This is a genomic window from Xanthomonas sp. D-99 (assembly GCF_017746145.1).
Classification (GTDB): Bacteria; Pseudomonadota; Gammaproteobacteria; order Xanthomonadales; family Xanthomonadaceae; genus Xanthomonas; species Xanthomonas cissicola.
In genome coordinates this window covers 1-16,805 of record NZ_JAGHWU010000065.1, presented here as the reverse complement: position 1 = coordinate 16,805, position 16,805 = coordinate 1, and the positions used below count along the sequence as shown (strand labels likewise).

General features: G+C 64.5%; 15 protein-coding genes and 2 pseudogenes. 6 read left to right on the top strand and 11 right to left on the bottom strand.

Going from position 1 to position 16,805, the window contains the following annotated elements; genetic code table 11:
• Window positions 1-18 precede the first annotated feature (18 nt).
• Together J7360_RS18125 and J7360_RS18120 are read right to left on the bottom strand one after the other, a co-directional pair.
• Window positions 19-2,070 (bottom strand): annotated as a pseudogene (locus J7360_RS18125) (DUF802 domain-containing protein); the annotation flags it as partial.
• A gap of 10 nt (window positions 2,071-2,080) precedes the next feature.
• A complete protein-coding gene (locus tag J7360_RS18120; RefSeq protein ID WP_209034404.1) occupies window positions 2,081-2,830 on the bottom strand; it encodes a DUF3348 domain-containing protein in 750 nt (249 codons plus the stop codon).
• 327 nt (window positions 2,831-3,157) lie between these two features.
• Between J7360_RS18120 and J7360_RS18115 the strand changes: the two genes are divergently transcribed.
• A complete protein-coding gene (locus J7360_RS18115) occupies window positions 3,158-3,370 on the top strand; it encodes a hypothetical protein (protein ID WP_005911311.1) in 213 nt (70 codons plus the stop codon).
• Window positions 3,371-3,808: 438 nt separating this feature from the next.
• On the opposite strand, the gene J7360_RS18110 is transcribed toward J7360_RS18115, so the two are convergent.
• Together J7360_RS18110 and J7360_RS18105 are read right to left on the bottom strand one after the other, a co-directional pair.
• Entirely contained in the window at window positions 3,809-4,030 is a 222-nt protein-coding gene (locus J7360_RS18110) for a hypothetical protein (protein WP_042674850.1), read from the bottom strand.
• Between the two features lie 9 nt (window positions 4,031-4,039).
• Window positions 4,040-4,291: a YkgJ family cysteine cluster protein gene (locus J7360_RS18105; protein ID WP_003489252.1), complete on the bottom strand. Its 252-nt coding sequence runs from the start codon at window positions 4,289-4,291 to the stop codon at window positions 4,040-4,042.
• A 463-nt stretch (window positions 4,292-4,754) separates the two neighbouring features.
• Here J7360_RS18105 and J7360_RS18100 point away from each other — a divergent pair, with 463 nt between their 5' ends.
• Window positions 4,755-4,904, top strand: a complete 150-nt coding sequence (locus J7360_RS18100) for a hypothetical protein (RefSeq protein ID WP_057659120.1) — start codon at window positions 4,755-4,757, stop codon at window positions 4,902-4,904.
• Window positions 4,905-4,986: 82 nt separating this feature from the next.
• Here the strand turns inward: J7360_RS18100 and J7360_RS18095 are convergent, their stop codons facing one another.
• Entirely contained in the window at window positions 4,987-6,150 is a 1,164-nt protein-coding gene (locus tag J7360_RS18095) for a zinc-dependent alcohol dehydrogenase (RefSeq protein ID WP_057659122.1), read from the bottom strand.
• Between the two features lie 266 nt (window positions 6,151-6,416).
• Between J7360_RS18095 and J7360_RS18090 the strand changes: the two genes are divergently transcribed.
• Together J7360_RS18090 and J7360_RS18085 are read left to right on the top strand one after the other, a co-directional pair.
• Complete coding sequence (locus tag J7360_RS18090; protein WP_209034403.1) at window positions 6,417-7,031, top strand: DUF4142 domain-containing protein; 615 nt, start codon at window positions 6,417-6,419, stop codon at window positions 7,029-7,031.
• A 101-nt stretch (window positions 7,032-7,132) separates the two neighbouring features.
• Window positions 7,133-7,315: a DUF3606 domain-containing protein gene (locus J7360_RS18085; RefSeq protein WP_003490054.1), complete on the top strand. Its 183-nt coding sequence runs from the start codon at window positions 7,133-7,135 to the stop codon at window positions 7,313-7,315.
• Between the two features lie 188 nt (window positions 7,316-7,503).
• Here J7360_RS18085 and J7360_RS18080 read toward each other — a convergent pair whose 3' ends face one another.
• From J7360_RS18080 to J7360_RS18055, 6 genes and pseudogenes are all read right to left on the bottom strand, one after another.
• Entirely contained in the window at window positions 7,504-9,279 is a 1,776-nt protein-coding gene (locus J7360_RS18080; RefSeq protein WP_057659125.1) for an ABC transporter ATP-binding protein, read from the bottom strand.
• A pseudogene (locus tag J7360_RS18075) lies at window positions 9,276-10,427 on the bottom strand (beta-glucosidase). The gene J7360_RS18080 and the pseudogene J7360_RS18075 overlap by 4 nt, the downstream one beginning before the upstream one ends.
• 89 nt (window positions 10,428-10,516) lie before the next feature.
• Complete coding sequence (gene glf / locus J7360_RS18070; protein WP_209034406.1) at window positions 10,517-11,701, bottom strand: UDP-galactopyranose mutase; 1,185 nt, start codon at window positions 11,699-11,701, stop codon at window positions 10,517-10,519.
• A complete protein-coding gene (locus tag J7360_RS18065; protein WP_209034401.1) occupies window positions 11,698-12,882 on the bottom strand; it encodes a glycosyltransferase family 1 protein in 1,185 nt (394 codons plus the stop codon). The genes glf and J7360_RS18065 overlap by 4 nt, the downstream gene beginning before the upstream one ends.
• A 37-nt stretch (window positions 12,883-12,919) precedes the next feature.
• Window positions 12,920-14,089: a UDP-glucose 4-epimerase GalE gene (galE, locus tag J7360_RS18060; RefSeq protein ID WP_081027474.1), complete on the bottom strand. Its 1,170-nt coding sequence runs from the start codon at window positions 14,087-14,089 to the stop codon at window positions 12,920-12,922.
• Window positions 14,090-14,529: 440 nt separating this feature from the next.
• On the bottom strand, window positions 14,530-15,396 hold the full coding sequence (locus J7360_RS18055; protein ID WP_209034398.1) for an SDR family oxidoreductase: 867 nt from the start codon (window positions 15,394-15,396) through the stop codon (window positions 14,530-14,532).
• Window positions 15,397-15,624: 228 nt separating this feature from the next.
• Between J7360_RS18055 and J7360_RS18050 the strand changes: the two genes are divergently transcribed.
• Window positions 15,625-16,266 (top strand): DUF6766 family protein, encoded by a 642-nt coding sequence (locus J7360_RS18050; protein WP_057659135.1) that lies wholly within the window; start codon window positions 15,625-15,627, stop codon window positions 16,264-16,266.
• Between the two features lie 147 nt (window positions 16,267-16,413).
• Entirely contained in the window at window positions 16,414-16,623 is a 210-nt protein-coding gene (locus J7360_RS18045; RefSeq protein WP_172955872.1) for a hypothetical protein, read from the top strand.
• Window positions 16,624-16,805: the final 182 nt, after the last annotated feature.

Sequence of the window (16,805 nt, the reverse complement as noted above, 5' to 3'; positions counted from 1 at the left end):
AAAGTGGGGGGATTACCCCTGCGCCTGCGTGGACAGCTCGCTGGCGGTGCTGGCCAGGGTGTCGCAGATGGCCTGCTGCTGCTGGACGACGCGTTCGCCGGTCTGTTCCCATTGCGTGGTCAGGGCCGTGCTCATCGCGCCGAAGCGCTCGCTCCACAGTGCCAGGCGCTGGGTGTCGCGCGCTTCCAATGCCGCCTGCAGGTCGGTGTGCGATTGCTGCAAGGTGCCGACCAGGGCCGCGGCATGCGCGTCGAAGCTGGCGGTGGCTGCGGCAAGTGCGCTGTGGTGCTGGCTGGACAACGTGGCGCTGGCCTGTTGTTGCTGGGCCAGTGCATCGCTCCACGCACTGGCAGCGTCGGTGCTGGATTGCGCCATGCGTTGCGAAACCGCATCCACCAACGCGGCGGAGCGTGCCTCGAAGGTGCTGGCGAATTGCGTGAGCGTGTTTTGCAGCTCCTGGGTGAGCGCGTGATTGGCGCGCTGCTGCTCGGCCACCGCGGCCGTCCATGTCGCTGCGGCAGTGGCGGTGCTGTCGGCAAAACCGTTGCTCAATCCATCGAGTTGCTGCTGCACGGCCTGCTGCACAGCTTCATGCAGGGCGCTGGTCTGCTGCGCCAGTTGCTCGAGGGTGGCATGCAACTGCGCGCTGTGCGTTTCGGTCGCGCGTTGCTGTTCGGCAAGCACGGCGCTCCAGGTGGCGGCGTTGGCCGCGGTGCTGCTGGCAAAGCCATCGTTGAGTGCGCTCAATTGCTGCTGCACGGCCTGGGTGACACTGTCCTGCACGGCAGCGCTGCGCTGCTCGATCTGTTCCAGGGTGCCATGCAACTGCTCGGTCAACGTGGCCTGCGTGCGTTCCTGCGCGGCCAAGGCCACCTGCCAGTGCTCGGTCGCCGCGCGCGCGTTCTGCTCGATGGCGGCACCGACACCTTGCAATTGCTGATGCACGGCGCTGCTCACGCTGTCCTGCACGGCCAGGCTGTGCGCGGCAATCTGTTCCAGCGTGGTCTGCAACTGCGCGTTGTGGGTCTGCTGGGCGCGTTCCTGCACCGCCAATGCCGTGCTCCAGTGCTGCGCCGTGGTGCTGGCACTGGTCTGGAAGCCGTGGGCGATGCCGTCCAGCTGTTGCTGCACGGCTTGTGTGAGGTGTGCCTGCAATGCGGCGGTATCGCGCGCGATGCTGGCCATGGTGGCTTCCATCGCCGGCTGCAATGCCGCACCGCCGGCGCGTGCGCTTTCGGCGACACCGGCCTGCAGCGATTGCTCCATGGACGTAGCCAGTCGCGCATACGCCGCGTCGCTTCTGGCGTGGAAGTCGGCCTGCTGTGCGGCCAGGCGCTGTTCGGCAGCCATGCTGTGCTGTTCGAGGGTGTGCATCAGCGTCTGCAGCCGGTCGATCAGGGCCGGCATCAAGGCGCTTTGCTGCTGCTGCAGCCTGAATGCTTCGCCACGTCGGTGCGCATCCGAATGCGGGTGCAGTTCGGCAGCGATCTTCAGGTCCAGGCGTTGCACCGCCTGCAGGCGCTCGCGCCGGCACAGCGCCGACAACAACCCCAGCATGGCAGATGTCGCCACACCGGCGATGGAGGTGCCGAAGGCAAACGCCAGGCCTTCCACCGGTGCTGCGAGCGAGCCGCGAATGGCCTGCAGATCGGTGGCGCTCTGCAATGCAAAGCCGGTGCCCTTGAGCGTGGCCATCATGCCGAGCAAGGTGCCGAGCATGCCGAGCAACACCAGCAAGCCGACCAGATACGGCGTCAGCACCGGTGCCGGCAACGCCACGCGCTCACCCTTGATACGCAGGCGCACCGCATTGCGCAGGCTCGGGTGCACCGCCTGCAGCCAATCGCTCAGGGCAGAAGGCGCCGTGGTCAACCCATCGACTGCCGCTTCCAGCGTCGCAGTGGCCTGGCGGTAGCGATACAGCTCCAGCGCGCCGGCCACATAACAGGCGCCGATCACCGCCGCGACGCAGGCGCCGAGTGGATTGGAGCCGAGATAACCGATGCCGACCCAGCAAACCGCCAACAGGCCGACGAGAAACACACACACGTGTACGAGAGTTCTGAACATGACGTCCCAGTTAGCGGGTACGAAGCGCTGCAAGCAGGCCTTCGATCGGGTGAAAACGAACATCCAGTTCGGCGAGCAACACGCTCTGCATGTCTTTGCGGAAGACATCCAGCCAGCCATCGGGCACCGCGCGTGGCGCGGCCGCGTCATCGGTCGGCCGGTGCTGCGCCTGTGCAGCATCGCGCAGGCGTTCGAAATGTGCGCCGAGCAGGCTCGGCACGGTGTTCAACAGGCTCTGCTCGCGCGGGCTCAGGGTGAGCTCCATCACCGCATCCACTTCGGCCAACCGCGCCATGTCGGTGGAGACCAATGCGAGCAGGTCGCGCAGCCGCCCGCGCAGATCGCCGGCGGCAGTGCGCATGGCGCGTTGCATGGCGAGGTAATGCTGCCGAAACGGTGCGAAATCGGGCGCGGCGACGGGCGCACCTGCGAGCGCGGCGTTGTGCGCCTCGGCACGCATGCGCGCGACCAGCGCGTCCAACTCGGCCACGCTGCTGGTGGCAAGAGCGGTGCGCACGCGTGCGCAAGCCTCCGCATCGAGCGGGCGCGGTTCGGGCAGGTCCTCGGCGTCCGGCAGCTTGCCGTCCAGCGCCTTGGACACGGCAACCGCGCGCGTCCAATCGATCCACTGGCTCAGCCGGTCGGCCAGCGCGTGGTTGGACTGGGCGATGTGCGCGTTGCTGAGGCGAGCAAGCAGGCGAATGAACGCCGGGCCCGGCAAGGGCGCCCGTGGAGAAACTTTCGCCATTCTTCCGGTCAAAAACCGGGCATTTTACACGGGAACGCGCGCAGGTCGGCGCGTCGGGCGGGCGTTGCGCGCGAGCTGTCGGGTCCATGCGTGCTGGCATTCAGCCGTCCTGGTGCGCGCGTCAGGCCATGTGTGGCCGACGGCCTGAGGTGCGGCGCTGCACGCCACCGGCCGGGAAGGCGGCGCCAAGCAGCCCCAACCACAAGCCCGATTCGCGGACGACCGTCAGGGTTTGTAACCAATTCAGGTCCAGGCTTCCGGCTGTCCGGCTGACCCGGTTTTGTAAGGTGAACGGGTATAAGCTGCGGGCCGGGGAAATCCCCCAACGAGGTAACGACAATGGACCGCTCCGACATCCAAGTGTCCGATCTGCTGGTCTTGGAGCTGCAAGGGTTCCACGATGCCTATGGCAATGGGCCGGACTTCTGGGACGCCTACCAGCGCATCATGGGCATCGCCGCGCAGGCTGGCGGCAATATGGTCGCCTTGGCCAACGAAATGGCCTCATTGGCGCAGGGGCTTGGCGCGACCAAGCGCGCGCAACTGCTGTAACCGCTCATGTCCGTGCGGGCGGTGACGCCTGTGCGGGGTGCCTGAGTTTTGAGCACTGCGCCCTGCGTGAGACGACTGCTCGCTTAGGCGCCTGCAGTGCCGCCCACAGCTGCAGCTGCCGCGCTTGCGTGGTTGAAGCTGCTTGGCCGTCTACGTTGCGTCGGTGACGGCGGACCGAGCCGCGTCGGTGCCCGCGAGGCATCTGGCAACGCCATATCTCGCACGCCACTTCGACGTGAATGCAGCGGCAAGCGCGGGACCGCGGGCCAATCGCCAGCGCCCTTGCATTACAGGCATTCGACTCGGCGAGACGGCCGCTAGACGATGCGATGCATGCCGTGTGATCGCCCCGCAGACGTCGCGCTGCAATGGCATGTTGCATGCTGCAGATGCTGTCTCTGACACGGCAGGCGCAAAACGCCGGTTGCCGTTGTGGCCTTACTCGGCCTTGGCTGCGGCGGCCGGTGTGACTGCAGCGGCTGGCGCAGCCTCCGCCGCGCCGCGCTTTTTTTCGCGACGTAGCGGTGTATCGCCCAGGCGCTCGATTACGCCCCCGGATTGCTGAAACGCTTGCAGATCGGCGGCCAATCGCTGTTCGGACAACCGCGGCTTGCCCAGCTGATTACTGACGGTCATCGACTGGCGGCGAGAATGCTGCATCGCAAATCCTCATGCGTTGTACAGCGTCAAGGGAATGCCCCTACGGCGTTGATCGTCGTAGGTCGCACGCACGTCCCGGCAATACGGGCCGGACATGACGAAACGCCGGCAGATCGCCGGCCGCGTCTCGTAGATCGAGCAACACATGCGCGCAGCGTCGATGGCCACGCACCAACCTTCCTCGTCGCGCGCCATCACATGCCAGCCCTGTGGCGTCACGCTGGTGAGATGGTGTGGGATACGGTCGGATGGATCGACCATGACGGTGAGCCGGCAGCAGACGGCGTCGCAGCGTTCGCAGAGATTGTCGATGGAAAGGGCCAGATGAGTGAGGGCGCCACCAGGTTTCGGCCGCCCACGCACCATACACCCTGGGCGCGTTCGCATGTGAACCGACGCCGCGTTCCGCATGGCTGCTACGGTGCAGACGCAACTGCGCGGATTGTCCGATGACTGACTTCTCGGCGACATCGCTGGTTGCCGCGGCGCTGCGTGACCTCATCTGCGAACGCACAGGTCACGCAGCGCCGCAGGTGATCGAGACGGACTCCGGTTGCGCCGCATCAGCCCGAATGCGACAGCACACGCAATGCACTGCGTGGCCGCCGCCATGCACAGGACGGCACAGACGTTGCCTTTGTCGTTGATGTGCGAAGACGCTTTTCACCTGTGCCAACGCGGCGCACCGTAGCGTAATGGCTCGCATCACGTCGTAGGACAACACATGAGCACATCCGACCAGATTCCCTCTACGCACGACCAGGCGCAGCACGACAAGAAAAAACAGGACGCGCTGCAAGACGAAGCGGTGGAAGAAACCTTCCCGGCCAGCGACCCGGTATCGCCGTTCGTGCCGGCCAAGCCACTGGACTGAGCCTGTTCGCAGTGCTCAACGGTTACAGGACGCAGGCGGTGCGGCCGCGGCCGCACCGTCTGCGCATGCGCCACCGATGCACTCACGGTGTGAGCACAACCTTGCGGCAATCGTCCTGCTTCTTGTCGAACAGTTCATAGCCACGCGCTGCATCAGCCAGCGGCATCCGGTGCGAAATGATCGCGCTTGGCTTGAGCTGACCATTGCCGATGCATTCCAGCAGGTGCGGCATGTGTTTTTGCACATGCGTCTGGCCCATCTTGAAGGTCAAGCCCTTGTCGAACGCATCGCCGAACATGAAGGCGTGGATGAAGCCTGCATACACGCCAGGCACGCTCACCACACCGCAGCGACGGGTTGCGGCGATGCACTGGCGGATCGCCACGCCGCTGCTGCCTTCCAGTTTCAGGTTGGTCAGTGCGGTTTCGATGGCGCTGCCTTCGGCCTCGAAGCCGACCGCCTCGATGCTGGCATCGACACCCCGGCCATCGGTCTGCGAGACGATCACATCCGCCGGATCGTCGACCTCGTCGAAATTGATCGGAATCACACCATAGGTCCTGGAGGCAAAATCGAGCCGGTAGGCGTGGCGGTCGACCATGAAGATGCGTTCGGCCCCAAGCATGCGGCAGCTCGCGGCGGCCATCAGGCCGACCGGGCCGGCGCCGAAGATGGCAACGGTCGAGCCCTGTTTGACGCCTGCATCGACAACGGCTTGATACCCGGTCGGCAGAATGTCGGACAGGAACAAGACCTGCTCATCGTGCAAGGCATCGGGCACCACCAGCGGGCCGACATTGGCCTTGGGCACGCGCACGTATTCGGCCTGGCCGCCGGACAATCCGCCGTACAAATGGCTGAAGCCGAACAGCGCGGCGGGCGGGCGCATGTCCTTGTGATTGAGCGCCGCGCCCTTGCCGGTATTGGTGGTTTCGCACGCGGAAAATTCCTGCAGCACGCAGTGGAAACAGCGCCCACACGCGACCACGAACGGAATCACGACCCGGTCGCCCGGCTTGACCGCGGTGACGTCGGGGCCGACCTCTTCCACGATGCCCATGAATTCGTGGCCGAGAATGTCGCCGGGGTGCAGGTCGGGAATCTTGCCGCGATACAGATGCAGGTCGGAGCCGCAAATGGCAGTGGCGGTGACGCGCAGGATCAGGTCGTCGCGTTCGACCAAGAGTGGATCGGGCACGGTTTCCACCCGCACATCGCGTGAGCCGTGGTAGCTGAGGGCAAGCATCTTTGTCTCCTGTGGCCATTGGGACGCGGCAGCGCACTGCAGTGTTCGCGCAGCGGTGTTAAGCCTGTCAGCACACTGCGTGGGCGTGGTGTGGACGGGCGCTTGCCGACGCCGCGTTGATGCGCAGGTCACGTCTGGATAACCGCCACGCTCGCAGGCTCATAGGACGCGCTGGGACGCAGGCATGCCGCTTGCGCAATCCATGCGAACCCAACAATCAACGACCGCCGGACGCGACGAAAGAGCGCGATCAACAGGAGACAGCAATGGGACTTTTCAGGATGGTGACCGCAGGCGCAGTAGGCTATGTGGCGTACAAGGCCTGGCAGCGTCGGCAGGGGCAGGCGAGCGATCCACAGGATCCACGGAGCACCGCTCCCACGGTGGTCGGCAGCACGCCGCCTCATGGCGACCCGTTGCGCGACAGCGTCGGCGATGCGCGCGACCGCAAGCAGGCGCTTGGTGCGTTGGCAGTGTTCAACGAAAACGAGCGCACGCTTGCGCAGCTGGCGGTGGTCAAGGGTGTGGAAGGAGAGGTGCTGGCATTCGCACGCAAGATGGACGAGGCCCACAGCGCTGCGTTGACGGACCTCAGCCGGTTTGCGCCCGATCGCAATGGCACGCTTGGCCAGGCCGCCGGAGCGGGCGCCGAAGGCGTGCGCAAGCGCCTGCAGGACCTGCATGGGCAGCAGTTTGAATCCCAGTATCTGCAAGCCAGTGTGGACAGCCACGAACAGGCGTTGGCCCTGCTCGACACACAGCTGAGCAGCGAGCCGGGCTCCAGCGACCTGGGCAAGGAGTTGCAGCGCGCACGCGACACCGTCGCCGAGCATCTGGAACATGCCAAGGCGTTGCGCGCCAAGCAGGGCCAGCCCCACTGACCACAGGTCGCTAGGCAACGCGTCGATGCGGCAGCTCTGCCAAGCGTGCGAGCCGCCGACGTCGCAGCCGACTCACCAGTTGTCCTACATGGGAGACCGCCATGGGCGAACCACAGGATGCAAATCGTCAACCCACCGACATGCACAATGTGAGCATCAACGAGGAGTGGGAGTTGCAGTACTGGGCGCGCGAACTGGGAATGTCCGAAGACGATCTCAAGCGCGCGGTGCAGGAGGTCGGCAACGTGACGACCAAGCTGCGCGATTATCGACCACCGCATTGATGCGTCCTGCAGGAAGTAAAACAGGCAACGAACGTTGCCTGTTTTTTTTGCGCGCCGGCGACTGCGAAACGTGAATTGCTTTCAGGGCCGACAGCGCGTCCCACGCCAGGTTGTATCAGTCAGCTGCAGGCTTTGTTTGCCTCGCCACCCATCACGCAAGGCACTCAGCGCTTTTGCGCGCAGTCGCTTCATGGTGCTTCGGTTGCAGCCTCGAACCCGGCCGCCTGCCGCTGCCACACACTATCGAACACGCCACCGCTGCCGCGCAGTTCCGCAGGGCTGCCGTCTTCGACCACGCGGCCGTCCTGCAGCACCACGATGCGATCGAAACCAATCACCGTGGACAGGCGATGGGCGACCGCCAACACGGTGCGGTCGCGCATCAGGTGATCCAGCGCAGCCTGGATTTCGGCTTCCGATTCGGTGTCCAGTGCCGAGGTGGCCTCATCCAGAATCAGGATCGGGGCGTCCTTGAGAAAGGCACGGGCAATACCCAGCCGTTGTCGTTGTCCGCCCGATAACATCACCCCGCGCTCGCCCACCTGGGTGTCGTAGCCCTCGGGCAATTGCCGGATGAAGCCATCGCAGAATGCATGCCGCGCCGCTTCGTGCACCTCGGCATCGCTGGCATCGGGACGTCCGTAGCGGATGTTGTCGCCGATGCTACGATTGAACAACGCAGTTTCCTGCGGCACCACCGCAATCTTTTCGCGCAGGCTGTCCTGGCTGACCCCGCGAATGTCCTGCCCGTCGATCAGCACGCGCCCGGATTCCACATCGTCCAGGCGCTGGATCAGCGCAATCAAGGTGGACTTGCCGGCACCGGACGGCCCCACGATGCCCACCTTCTGGCCGGCCGGAATATGCAGGTTCAATCCCTCCAGCACCGCAGCGCGCTCGGGATAGGCAAAACGCACGTCTTCGAAACGCACATCGCCTTCGGCCAATGCCAGCGGCACGTCCGCATCGACGATGGCGTGCGGTTGCAGAATGATCTGCAGGGTGTCGGCAATGGCACCCAGTTGCTGGGTGGTGTCCACCAGGGTCAGCGCCAGATCGCGCGAGCCATGCAGGATGCGGAAGGTCAGCGCACTGACCAACACCACATCGCCTGCACTCACCGCTCCGGAACGCCACATGCTGATGGCCCAGATCAGCATGCCGCCGGCCATCAGCGACAGGCAGATGTCGTGAATCACCCGCGCCTTTTCCACGTACATCCAGCTGCGCCGATGCGCTACGGCCTCGTGACCGATCTGTTCGGCCAGTCGCGCGCTTTCGCGATCGCGCGCGGCGAACGCCTTGATCGTCCACACGTTGGAAACCGCATCCACCAACTCGCCACCCACCCGGGCGGCCTGCGCGGCAAAGCGTTGATGCTTGGCGCGGCCGCGAATGCCGAAGCTGGTGATGATGGCTGCCACGATCGCAATGAAGCCGACCAGCGTGGCGGCCATGCGCCAGCCCACCGTCAACAGCAGCACGATGGCGCCGACGAAATCCACGATGGGCGGCACGATCTTCCACGCCAGTCCACCAAAGATCTGCCCGGCGGCACTGCCGAGCGCGGTGATGCGGTTGCCCAGCGCACCGGCAAAATGTTCGGTGAAGTAGCGCATCGGGTGGCCGGTGAGGTGGCGGAACAGATCCACCCGGATATCCACCACGCTGGCGACCACGGTCCGGCAGCCCAGCCAGCCGCCCAGTCGCCACAGCAGGTTTTCCACCGCGATCAAGCTGATGAACAAGCCCAGCGGCAGCCACACGTTGGCCTGGCTGCGTTGATCGGTGGCCATTGCGTCCACCAGCATCTTCATGCCGTATTGCACCGACACCGCGCAGCCGGCCGCGCCCACGATCAAGAGCAGCAAGCCAGTGAAATGCCACGGCCGTTGGCCAACGTAATGCCAGAGAAACCGCGCTGGCGTGTCCGGCAACAAGGTGGAGTGGCCGGACATACTCACGGGGCGATGTCGGCCAGCGCGAACTGTGGTGCGCGCAGACCGAAACGGTCGTGCTCGTGGCGCAGTTGATCGGCCAGGCCTGCATGCAGCGGCCGTTCGCCGTGCTCGTCCGCATAGCCGAGCAAGCCGGTGGGGCAATGCCGGTTGTTGTCCCAACCGGGGTAGTCAAGCACCGGATACAGACAGATGCCTTCCATTGCCACGCCGTGCTGCAGGGCCAGTGCAACCTCGCCGCCGACGTGATCGAGCCAGGGCCCGCGTTGATCTGCTTCGGCACCGGTTTCGGAGACGATCATCGGGCGGCGTTAGCGCTGCCAGAATTCCAGCATGATGGTCGAGAACGGCCGGTGGTCGGGCGAGTTGCGCAGGATCGGCACGCCGCCCAGATACCACTGATTATCCGAGTAGTAGTTCAGGCCGATGATGTCCAGATACTCCGGCGCACCGCCGAGTCCGGGCCACTGTTTCCCGCAGATCATGTCCCAGGCTTCGAACTGCGCCAGCCGCAGGCGCTCGGCTTCGCGACGCGGGCCTGGCCGGTCGTTGGATGGCACCACATGGATCGCAGGGTCCACCTGTAAGAAGCGCGCGCGCGGATCGACCTGGCGTATCGCGTCGATCGCGGCGATGGTAGCGCGCACCAGCTGATGCTTGAGCTCGAAACCACGCCCGCGTGCTAGCGGATGCATGCGCGCGTGATCGCCGCCATTCCATGCCCAGAACGAGATCTCGTTGAGCGGCGCGTAGAACGGCACCGCGTCGGAGGCGTCCTTGACGCACTGCGCGGCGGCGGCGGCAAAGCGCGCGAAGCGGTCGACGAACTGCGGGGTCCAGATGTCCACATCGTCCGGCCAGCCGTAATGGCACAGGTCCCAGATCACCTGGGTGCCGGCGCTGTTGGCCGCGTGCAGCATCGGCAGGAAGCTGGACCAGTCGTAATGCCCGGGGCGTTGTTCGATCAGATGCCAGCGCAGGCCATCGCGCGCGGTGCGCAGGCCATGCGCCGACAACGCCGCATAGTCCTTGGCGGCCCAGCGGTCGTGCCTGGTGGCGGCAATCAGATCGAGCCTGCGCCCATCGCGGCGGCGGTGGGTCGAACACTCGAACCCCGCCATGAAAAAACTCTCGAACAGTGTGGGGGTATGCATCCAACATCCTGCTGCGCGCGCCGCTGGGTTGCAGCGATGCGTCGATAACTGCCCTGCAGCGACGGTGCTGCAGGGCGGGGCGTGCGTTGTCAGACCGCCAGCTCGGCGCGACGCTGTTCGGCGTCTTCGATGCGCTTGTACAAGGCCAGTGCCTGGCCGACCACCTGATCCATGTTGTAGTACTTGTAGGTGCCCAGCCGGCCAAGGAAGGTGACCTTGGGCGTCTCGGCCGCCAGGCGTTCGTAACGCCGATACAACTCGGTGTTCTCCGCGCGTGGAATCGGATAATACGGGTCGCCCTCGGCCGAAGGATACTCGCGGGTGATGCTGGTGCTGGGATGTTGCTGGCCGGTGAGTTGCTTGTATTCGGTAATGCGCGTGTAGGCCACCGCTTCGTCCGGATAATTGACCGTGGCCACCGCCTGGAAGTGCTCCTGGTCCAGCGTACTGTGTTCGAACCTGAGCGAGCGGTACGGCAGCTTGCCGTAGCAGTAGTCAAAATATTCGTCCACCGGCCCGCTGTACACCAGCTGGTCGTACTCCAGCTCGTCGCAGATCTCGCGGTAGTCGGTATTGAGCATCACCTTGATGTTGGGGTGATCGAGCATGCGCTCGAACATGCGCGTATAGCCGTGCAGCGGCATCTGCTGGAAGGTGTCGGTGAAGTAGCGGTCGTCGTCGTTGGTACGGGTCGGCACGCGCGAGGTCACCGACTTGTCCAGCTGCGAGGGATCCAGCCCCCACTGCTTGCGCGTATAACCGCGGAAGAAGGTTTCGTAGAGTTCGCGGCCCACCTGATTGATCACCACATCTTCGCTGGTCTGGATATCGGCCACCGGCTCGGCGCGGCTGGCCAGGAACGCTGCGGCCTGTTCTTCGGTGCTGAGTTGCAGGCCATACAGACGGTTCAACGTGGTCATGTTGATCGGGATCGGCACCTGTTGCTCGCCAACCTGCGCAAGCACGCGGTGCGCATACGGACGCCACTGGGTGAAGTTGGAGAGGTAATCGACGATGCGCTGCGCATTGGTGTGAAAGATGTGCGGACCATAACGATGGATCAGCACGCCGGCATCGTCATGATAATCGTAGGCATTGCCGCCGATATGCGGGCGACGGTCGACCACCAGCACACGCTTGCCGAGGCCGGCGGCCAACCGTTCGGCCAACACGCTGCCGGCAAACCCGGCGCCGACGATGAGGTAATCGAAACCGCGCCGTACGTTGCCGCGCGTGCGAGGTGCGGCAAGCGGCGCCGCGGCCGGCGGGGTCATTGCGTCCAAGAAAGTGTCTCCTTCATCAAATCGTAGGTGTGGTCCCAGGACATATCGCCCAGCACGGCATCGGCGCGGTCGAGCAACTGTGCGCGATCGGCAATGTCCTGCAGTGCCGCTTCGCAGGCGGCCACGAACGCATCGGCGGTCGCGGCAATGCGCACCACGCCGGTGTCGCCATAGGTGCGCACCACATCGTGGATGGGCGTGGACACCACCGGGCAGCCGCCAGCAAGGTATTCGGGCGTCTTGGTCGGGCTGATGAAGCGCGTGGAGGCATTCATCGCAAACGGCATCAACGCCACCTCCCACCCGGAGAGATAACCAGGCAGTTCGTCGTAGGTCTTGCCGCCCAGATAGTGGATGTTGGCGGCCTGTGGCAGCTCGGAGGGGTCGATCTTGACCACCGGGCCAATCATCACCCATTGCCAGCGCGGCCGCTGCGTCGCGATCGCGCGTAGCAGCTCGACATCGAATCGCTCGTCGATGACACCGTAGAAGCCCAGCCGTGGATGTGCGATGCCGGCCTGGTCGTCAGGCTCCTGCTGCAGCGTGCGCGCGGCGGCAAAATGCGCCACGTCCACGCTACTGGGAAACGCATGCGCGTTGGCGTGCAACGCACGTTTAGCCTCCCAAATGCTGTAGCCGCCGGTAAACACCACATCGGCGCGCTGCAGCAGCTCGCGCTCGCGTTGCACCAGCTCCGGCGGCGCACCACGAAATGCCGACAGCTCGTCCATGCAGTCGTAGATGACCATGCGCGCAGGCAGATGCGCACTGAAGCTCTGGCTCATCGGCGTGTAGTACCACAGCAACAACTCGCGCACGCCAAGCTCGGCCAGGTAGCCATCCAGCAAGCGGCGTTGCACCTGCACGGCATCTTCGCCCTCACACCTGGCGGGCAGGCGCGGCACCAGGACGTGCACGCCGTGCTCTTCCCCACGCACCTCCAACCAGGGCTCGGCTGCATCGCAGGCGATGGGCTCTTCCCAGAACAGCACATTGGCATCGCGTGCAAAGCGCGACATCAGGTGCTGCGGGCGCTGATAGACAAAACTCCAGCGCAGATGCGACAGACACAACAGCGTGGGTCGCGCCGGATCGAACCGCGGCGTGCTGTCGGAAGGAACCGCGCGGCGGGTCTTGCCGATCGCGTCTTGGAACTGACCAGCCCAACTCATGGAATGTCCTCGTAGGAAAGAAATGGGTCGTTACGCGTTACGCGCGGGAAAAGCCGTTGGCGACCACGAGCGTGCGTACCGGCTCGCTGCGACGGCGCGTGTCCGGGCCGGGCGATAGCCGGGGCGCTGGTGCCGGCAGCTCGCGTGCACCTTCGCGCTCTGGCACGGCTGCCGCGGTGCGCAGGCGCGGCAGGCGCGAACCGGCATAGCCATCCGGATGCATCGACTGCCAGCGCCAGGTGTCGCGACACATGCGGTCCAGGTCGTATTCCGCGGTCCAGCCCAGCAGCCGGTTGGCCAGCGCGGTGCTGGCGAAGTACACCGCCACATCGCCATCGCGACGTGGCGCGACGCTCAGCGGAATGCGCCTGCCACTGGCGCGCGCGAACGCCGCCGCCACCTCGCGCACGCTGTAGCCGCGCCCGGTGCCCAGATTGACCACCAAGCCCTTGCGCTCGCGCTGCAGGTAATCGATGGCGTCCACATGCGCGCGCGCCAGATCCATCACATGCAGATAGTCGCGCACGCCGGTGCCGTCGTCGGTCGGGTAGTCGTCGCCGAAGACCTGCAGCGCCTCGCGATGCCCCACTGCCACTTGTGCGATGTAGGGCATCAGGTTGTTCGGTACTCCTCGCGGGTCTTCGCCCAGATACCCGCTCGGATGCGCGCCCACCGGGTTGAAGTAGCGCAGCAACGCCGCGTTGAAGTCCGGCCACGCGGCGCCCAGGTCGCCGATCATTTCTTCCATCATCAGCTTGGTGCGCCCGTAGGGGTTGATTGCCTTCAGCGGCGCGCTTTCGTCGATCGGGCTGCGGTTGGCGTCGCCATATACGGTGGCCGACGAACTGAACACCAGGTTGCATACCTTGGCAGCCCGCATCGCGCGCAGCAGCGCCAGCGTGCCGGTGACATTGTTGTTGAAGTACAGCAGCGGCTCGCGCACCGATTCACCAACGGCCTTGAGCGCGGCAAAATGCAGGACGGCGTCGATGCGCTTGCCGATCAGCAAATCGGCAAGCTCGGGCGCACGCACATCCATGCGATGAAACTCCGGGCGGAATCCCATCAGATGCTGCAGATGGTCGAGCACGCGCTCGGAGGAGTTGCTCAAATTATCGACAATGCACACATCGTGCCCACGCCGCGCCAGTTCCACGCAGGTGTGCGAGCCGATATAGCCGGTACCACCGGTGACCAAAATTCTCATTGTTGTCTGCCTTATAGGGGCGCTACTGCGCTGGCCTGCCAATGGCGCGGATGCATCACGTCGCATGCGTCGATGCGTGTGGGATGGTGTTGTCGCGCCAGCAGCGGGTTCGCACCTTCGCCACGCAGGCGTGGCGGGCAGCACTGTTTCGAAGAGGGGGCGTGCATCACGTACCAACGTCGCCTACGGTAGGAGGCCGACCGTGAGAGCAACCGCAGGAGTGAGTGTGTGCCACGCGAGCGCAACGTTGACCGGACACTCACCTGGGCCGTGCGTTTTTTGCGCGTCAGCGCAACGCGCCCGAGTGACTGCACGGGCAAGCAAGCGAGACGTGGCGTGCGCCCGTGATCGCCGAGAATCGACGAAGGAAGTGCCAATAAAAAGCCCGCGTCGCTCGATCAGCGACGCGGGCTTGGCAACAATGCGACAGCGTTACAGCGTTACAGCGTGACCGCGCCGCCAGAGATGGTCAGCAAGGTGCCCGAGGTGTAACTGGCCGTGTCGGCCGCCAGCATGACATACGCCGATGCCAGCTCGACCGGCTGACCCGGGCGCCCCATGGGGGTCTGCCCGCCGAAGTTTTCCACCGATTCTTCGTCCATGCCGGAGGGGATGAAGGGCGTCCAGATCGGGCCCGGCAGCACCGCGTTGACGCGGATGTTCTTCTCCGCCAGCACACCGGCCAGACCGATGGTGAGGTTGGCCAGCGCGCCCTTGGTCGCGGCGTAGGGCAGGATGTTGGGCGTAGGTTTCTTCGACTGCACCGATGCGGTGTTGATGATGGAGCCGCCGTCGGTCATGAGCGGCACCGACAGGCGTACCAGATTGAAGGCCGCATGCACGTTGGTGTCGAAGGTCTTGCGCCATTCGTCCAGGGTGATGTCCTCGAAAGTCTCGAAGTACTTCTGGTAGCCGGCGTTGTTGACCAGAATATCCAGACCGCCCAGGGTACTGTTGACTTTGTCGACCAAGGCCGCTGCCTGGCTGGGGTCGCTGATGTCGCATCCCACCAGCAGCGCCTTGACGCCGGCCTTTTCGATCAAGGCGCCAATGCGCGCGGCGTCTTCCTGCTCATCGGGAAGGAAGGCAATCGCCACATCCGCGCCTTCGCGTGCATAGGCAATCGCAACCGCAGCGCCAATGCCGCTGTCGCCACCGGTAATCAGTGCGCGCTTGCCTTTCAACTGGCCGTGGCCCACGTAGCTGTCTTCGCCATGGTCCGGGCGCGGGTCCATCTTCTCGGTGCGGCCGGGAAAGCTCTGCTGCTGTGGCTTGAAGGGCGGGCATGGATAGTTGGGTACGGGCATCGTGGTCTCCTGGCAGTGGAAGTCGTTGGTTGCACGCCAGTGTGGTCACGCAAACGTAAACATCCGGGCTAAACGATGTGCGCGTGGCGTGTGTTGCCGATCGCGCCCTGTGCGCGGCAGGCAGTACGCCGACAATGCGGTGGCATGCAGAACAGCGCGGCTGCACGCAAACTTCATGCGGTTTTGCCGAGGACGCTCGATACTGCGCGCATCGCCAGGAGGTCATCCATGTTCTTGCGTCGTAATGGGCTGTCGTTGTGTCTGCTTGCGCTGACTATCTTCTTCATCGGTTGCCAGATCTATGCTGGATTGCACTCGTACAACGATGAATTGCGCGAGCAGGGGCAGCCGACGCTGCTCCTGTCTGCGTATCTGCACAGCCCGCATTTCATGTCTGCATTGTTCGAAAACTGGGAGAGCGAATTCCTGCAGATGGGAATGTACGTGCTGCTCACCGTGAAGTTGCGTCAGGTGGGCTCTGCCGAATCGCGTCCGCTCGATCCCGCGGAAGAAACCGTTGAGATCAAATCCGGGCCCACGCCCTGGCCGGTACGCGCCGGCGGGGTATGGCGACGGCTGTACGACCACTCTCTGGCAATCGCGTTCGGGGCGCTGTTCCTGATGAGCTTTGTGCTGCACCTGGTCGGTAGCTGGCGGCTGGAGGTGGGGGAACGTGCGCAGAAGGGCTTGCCACCGATCACGGTGTTCGAGCATTTCACCAGCGCATCGTTCTGGTTCGAATCGATGCAGAACTGGCAGAGCGAGTTCCTGGCGGTGTTCTCGCTGGTGGTCCTGACCATCTGGTTGCGGCAGAAGGATTCGCCGCAGTCCAAGCCGGTCGAGGCGCCGCATTCGCAGACAGGGGGGTGAAGCGGCTTGAGCCGTCTGCGAAGCGGCGAGGCGTGAGAAGCCGGGCCTGCGCGCTCCGCGGTGGGCGTGCGTCCCCAGATACGTACTTCACGCCAACACCGGGCGTCGTTCACCACCCCGCAATGCCTGCACGCCTAGCGTTGGGTCATGACGATCACGCAGGAGATGAGCATGGGCAGCGAACCGAAAAAGCCATGGGGTCCGGAAGACGACCAGAAAAAGCCGTTTACGCCACAGGAGCGTCGCAACGAGGATGTCGAGTGGAAAGTGCACGACATGCCCGACGAAGATCCCGACGTCAACAAGGCCGATCCCGAACACGACTACGAACGGCCGGACGGATCGGAAAAACGCTGAAGCAAGCCACCAGTCTCGCCGGAGCGCCCGCCACGCGGGCGCTGTTCGTTTGTCTGAATGCATCTGTCGACGCAGGGCGTGTCGCATGCACGCCGCGTTATCGCCTAGGGAAGGTCTGAACAACGAGACCTGACAGGGCGGAAGGTGGCGTCGTTCCGAAGAGTGGCTTTTGGAACTTCGGA

Coding starts and splice junctions, on each gene's coding strand:
- J7360_RS18115 (WP_005911311.1), top strand. CDS start 3,158: ATGGACCGCTCCGACATCCAAGTGTCCGATCTGCTGGTCTTGGAGCTG.
- J7360_RS18110 (WP_042674850.1), bottom strand. CDS start 4,030: ATGCAGCATTCTCGCCGCCAGTCGATGACCGTCAGTAATCAGCTGGGC.
- J7360_RS18105 (WP_003489252.1), bottom strand. CDS start 4,291: ATGGTCGATCCATCCGACCGTATCCCACACCATCTCACCAGCGTGACG.
- J7360_RS18100 (WP_057659120.1), top strand. CDS start 4,755: ATGAGCACATCCGACCAGATTCCCTCTACGCACGACCAGGCGCAGCAC.
- J7360_RS18095 (WP_057659122.1), bottom strand. CDS start 6,150: ATGCTTGCCCTCAGCTACCACGGCTCACGCGATGTGCGGGTGGAAACC.
- J7360_RS18090 (WP_209034403.1), top strand. CDS start 6,417: ATGGGACTTTTCAGGATGGTGACCGCAGGCGCAGTAGGCTATGTGGCG.
- J7360_RS18085 (WP_003490054.1), top strand. CDS start 7,133: ATGGGCGAACCACAGGATGCAAATCGTCAACCCACCGACATGCACAAT.
- glf (WP_209034406.1), bottom strand. CDS start 11,701: ATGACCCCGCCGGCCGCGGCGCCGCTTGCCGCACCTCGCACGCGCGGC.
- J7360_RS18065 (WP_209034401.1), bottom strand. CDS start 12,882: ATGAGTTGGGCTGGTCAGTTCCAAGACGCGATCGGCAAGACCCGCCGC.
- galE (WP_081027474.1), bottom strand. CDS start 14,089: ATGAGAATTTTGGTCACCGGTGGTACCGGCTATATCGGCTCGCACACC.
- J7360_RS18055 (WP_209034398.1), bottom strand. CDS start 15,396: ATGCCCGTACCCAACTATCCATGCCCGCCCTTCAAGCCACAGCAGCAG.
- J7360_RS18050 (WP_057659135.1), top strand. CDS start 15,625: ATGTTCTTGCGTCGTAATGGGCTGTCGTTGTGTCTGCTTGCGCTGACT.
- J7360_RS18045 (WP_172955872.1), top strand. CDS start 16,414: ATGACGATCACGCAGGAGATGAGCATGGGCAGCGAACCGAAAAAGCCA.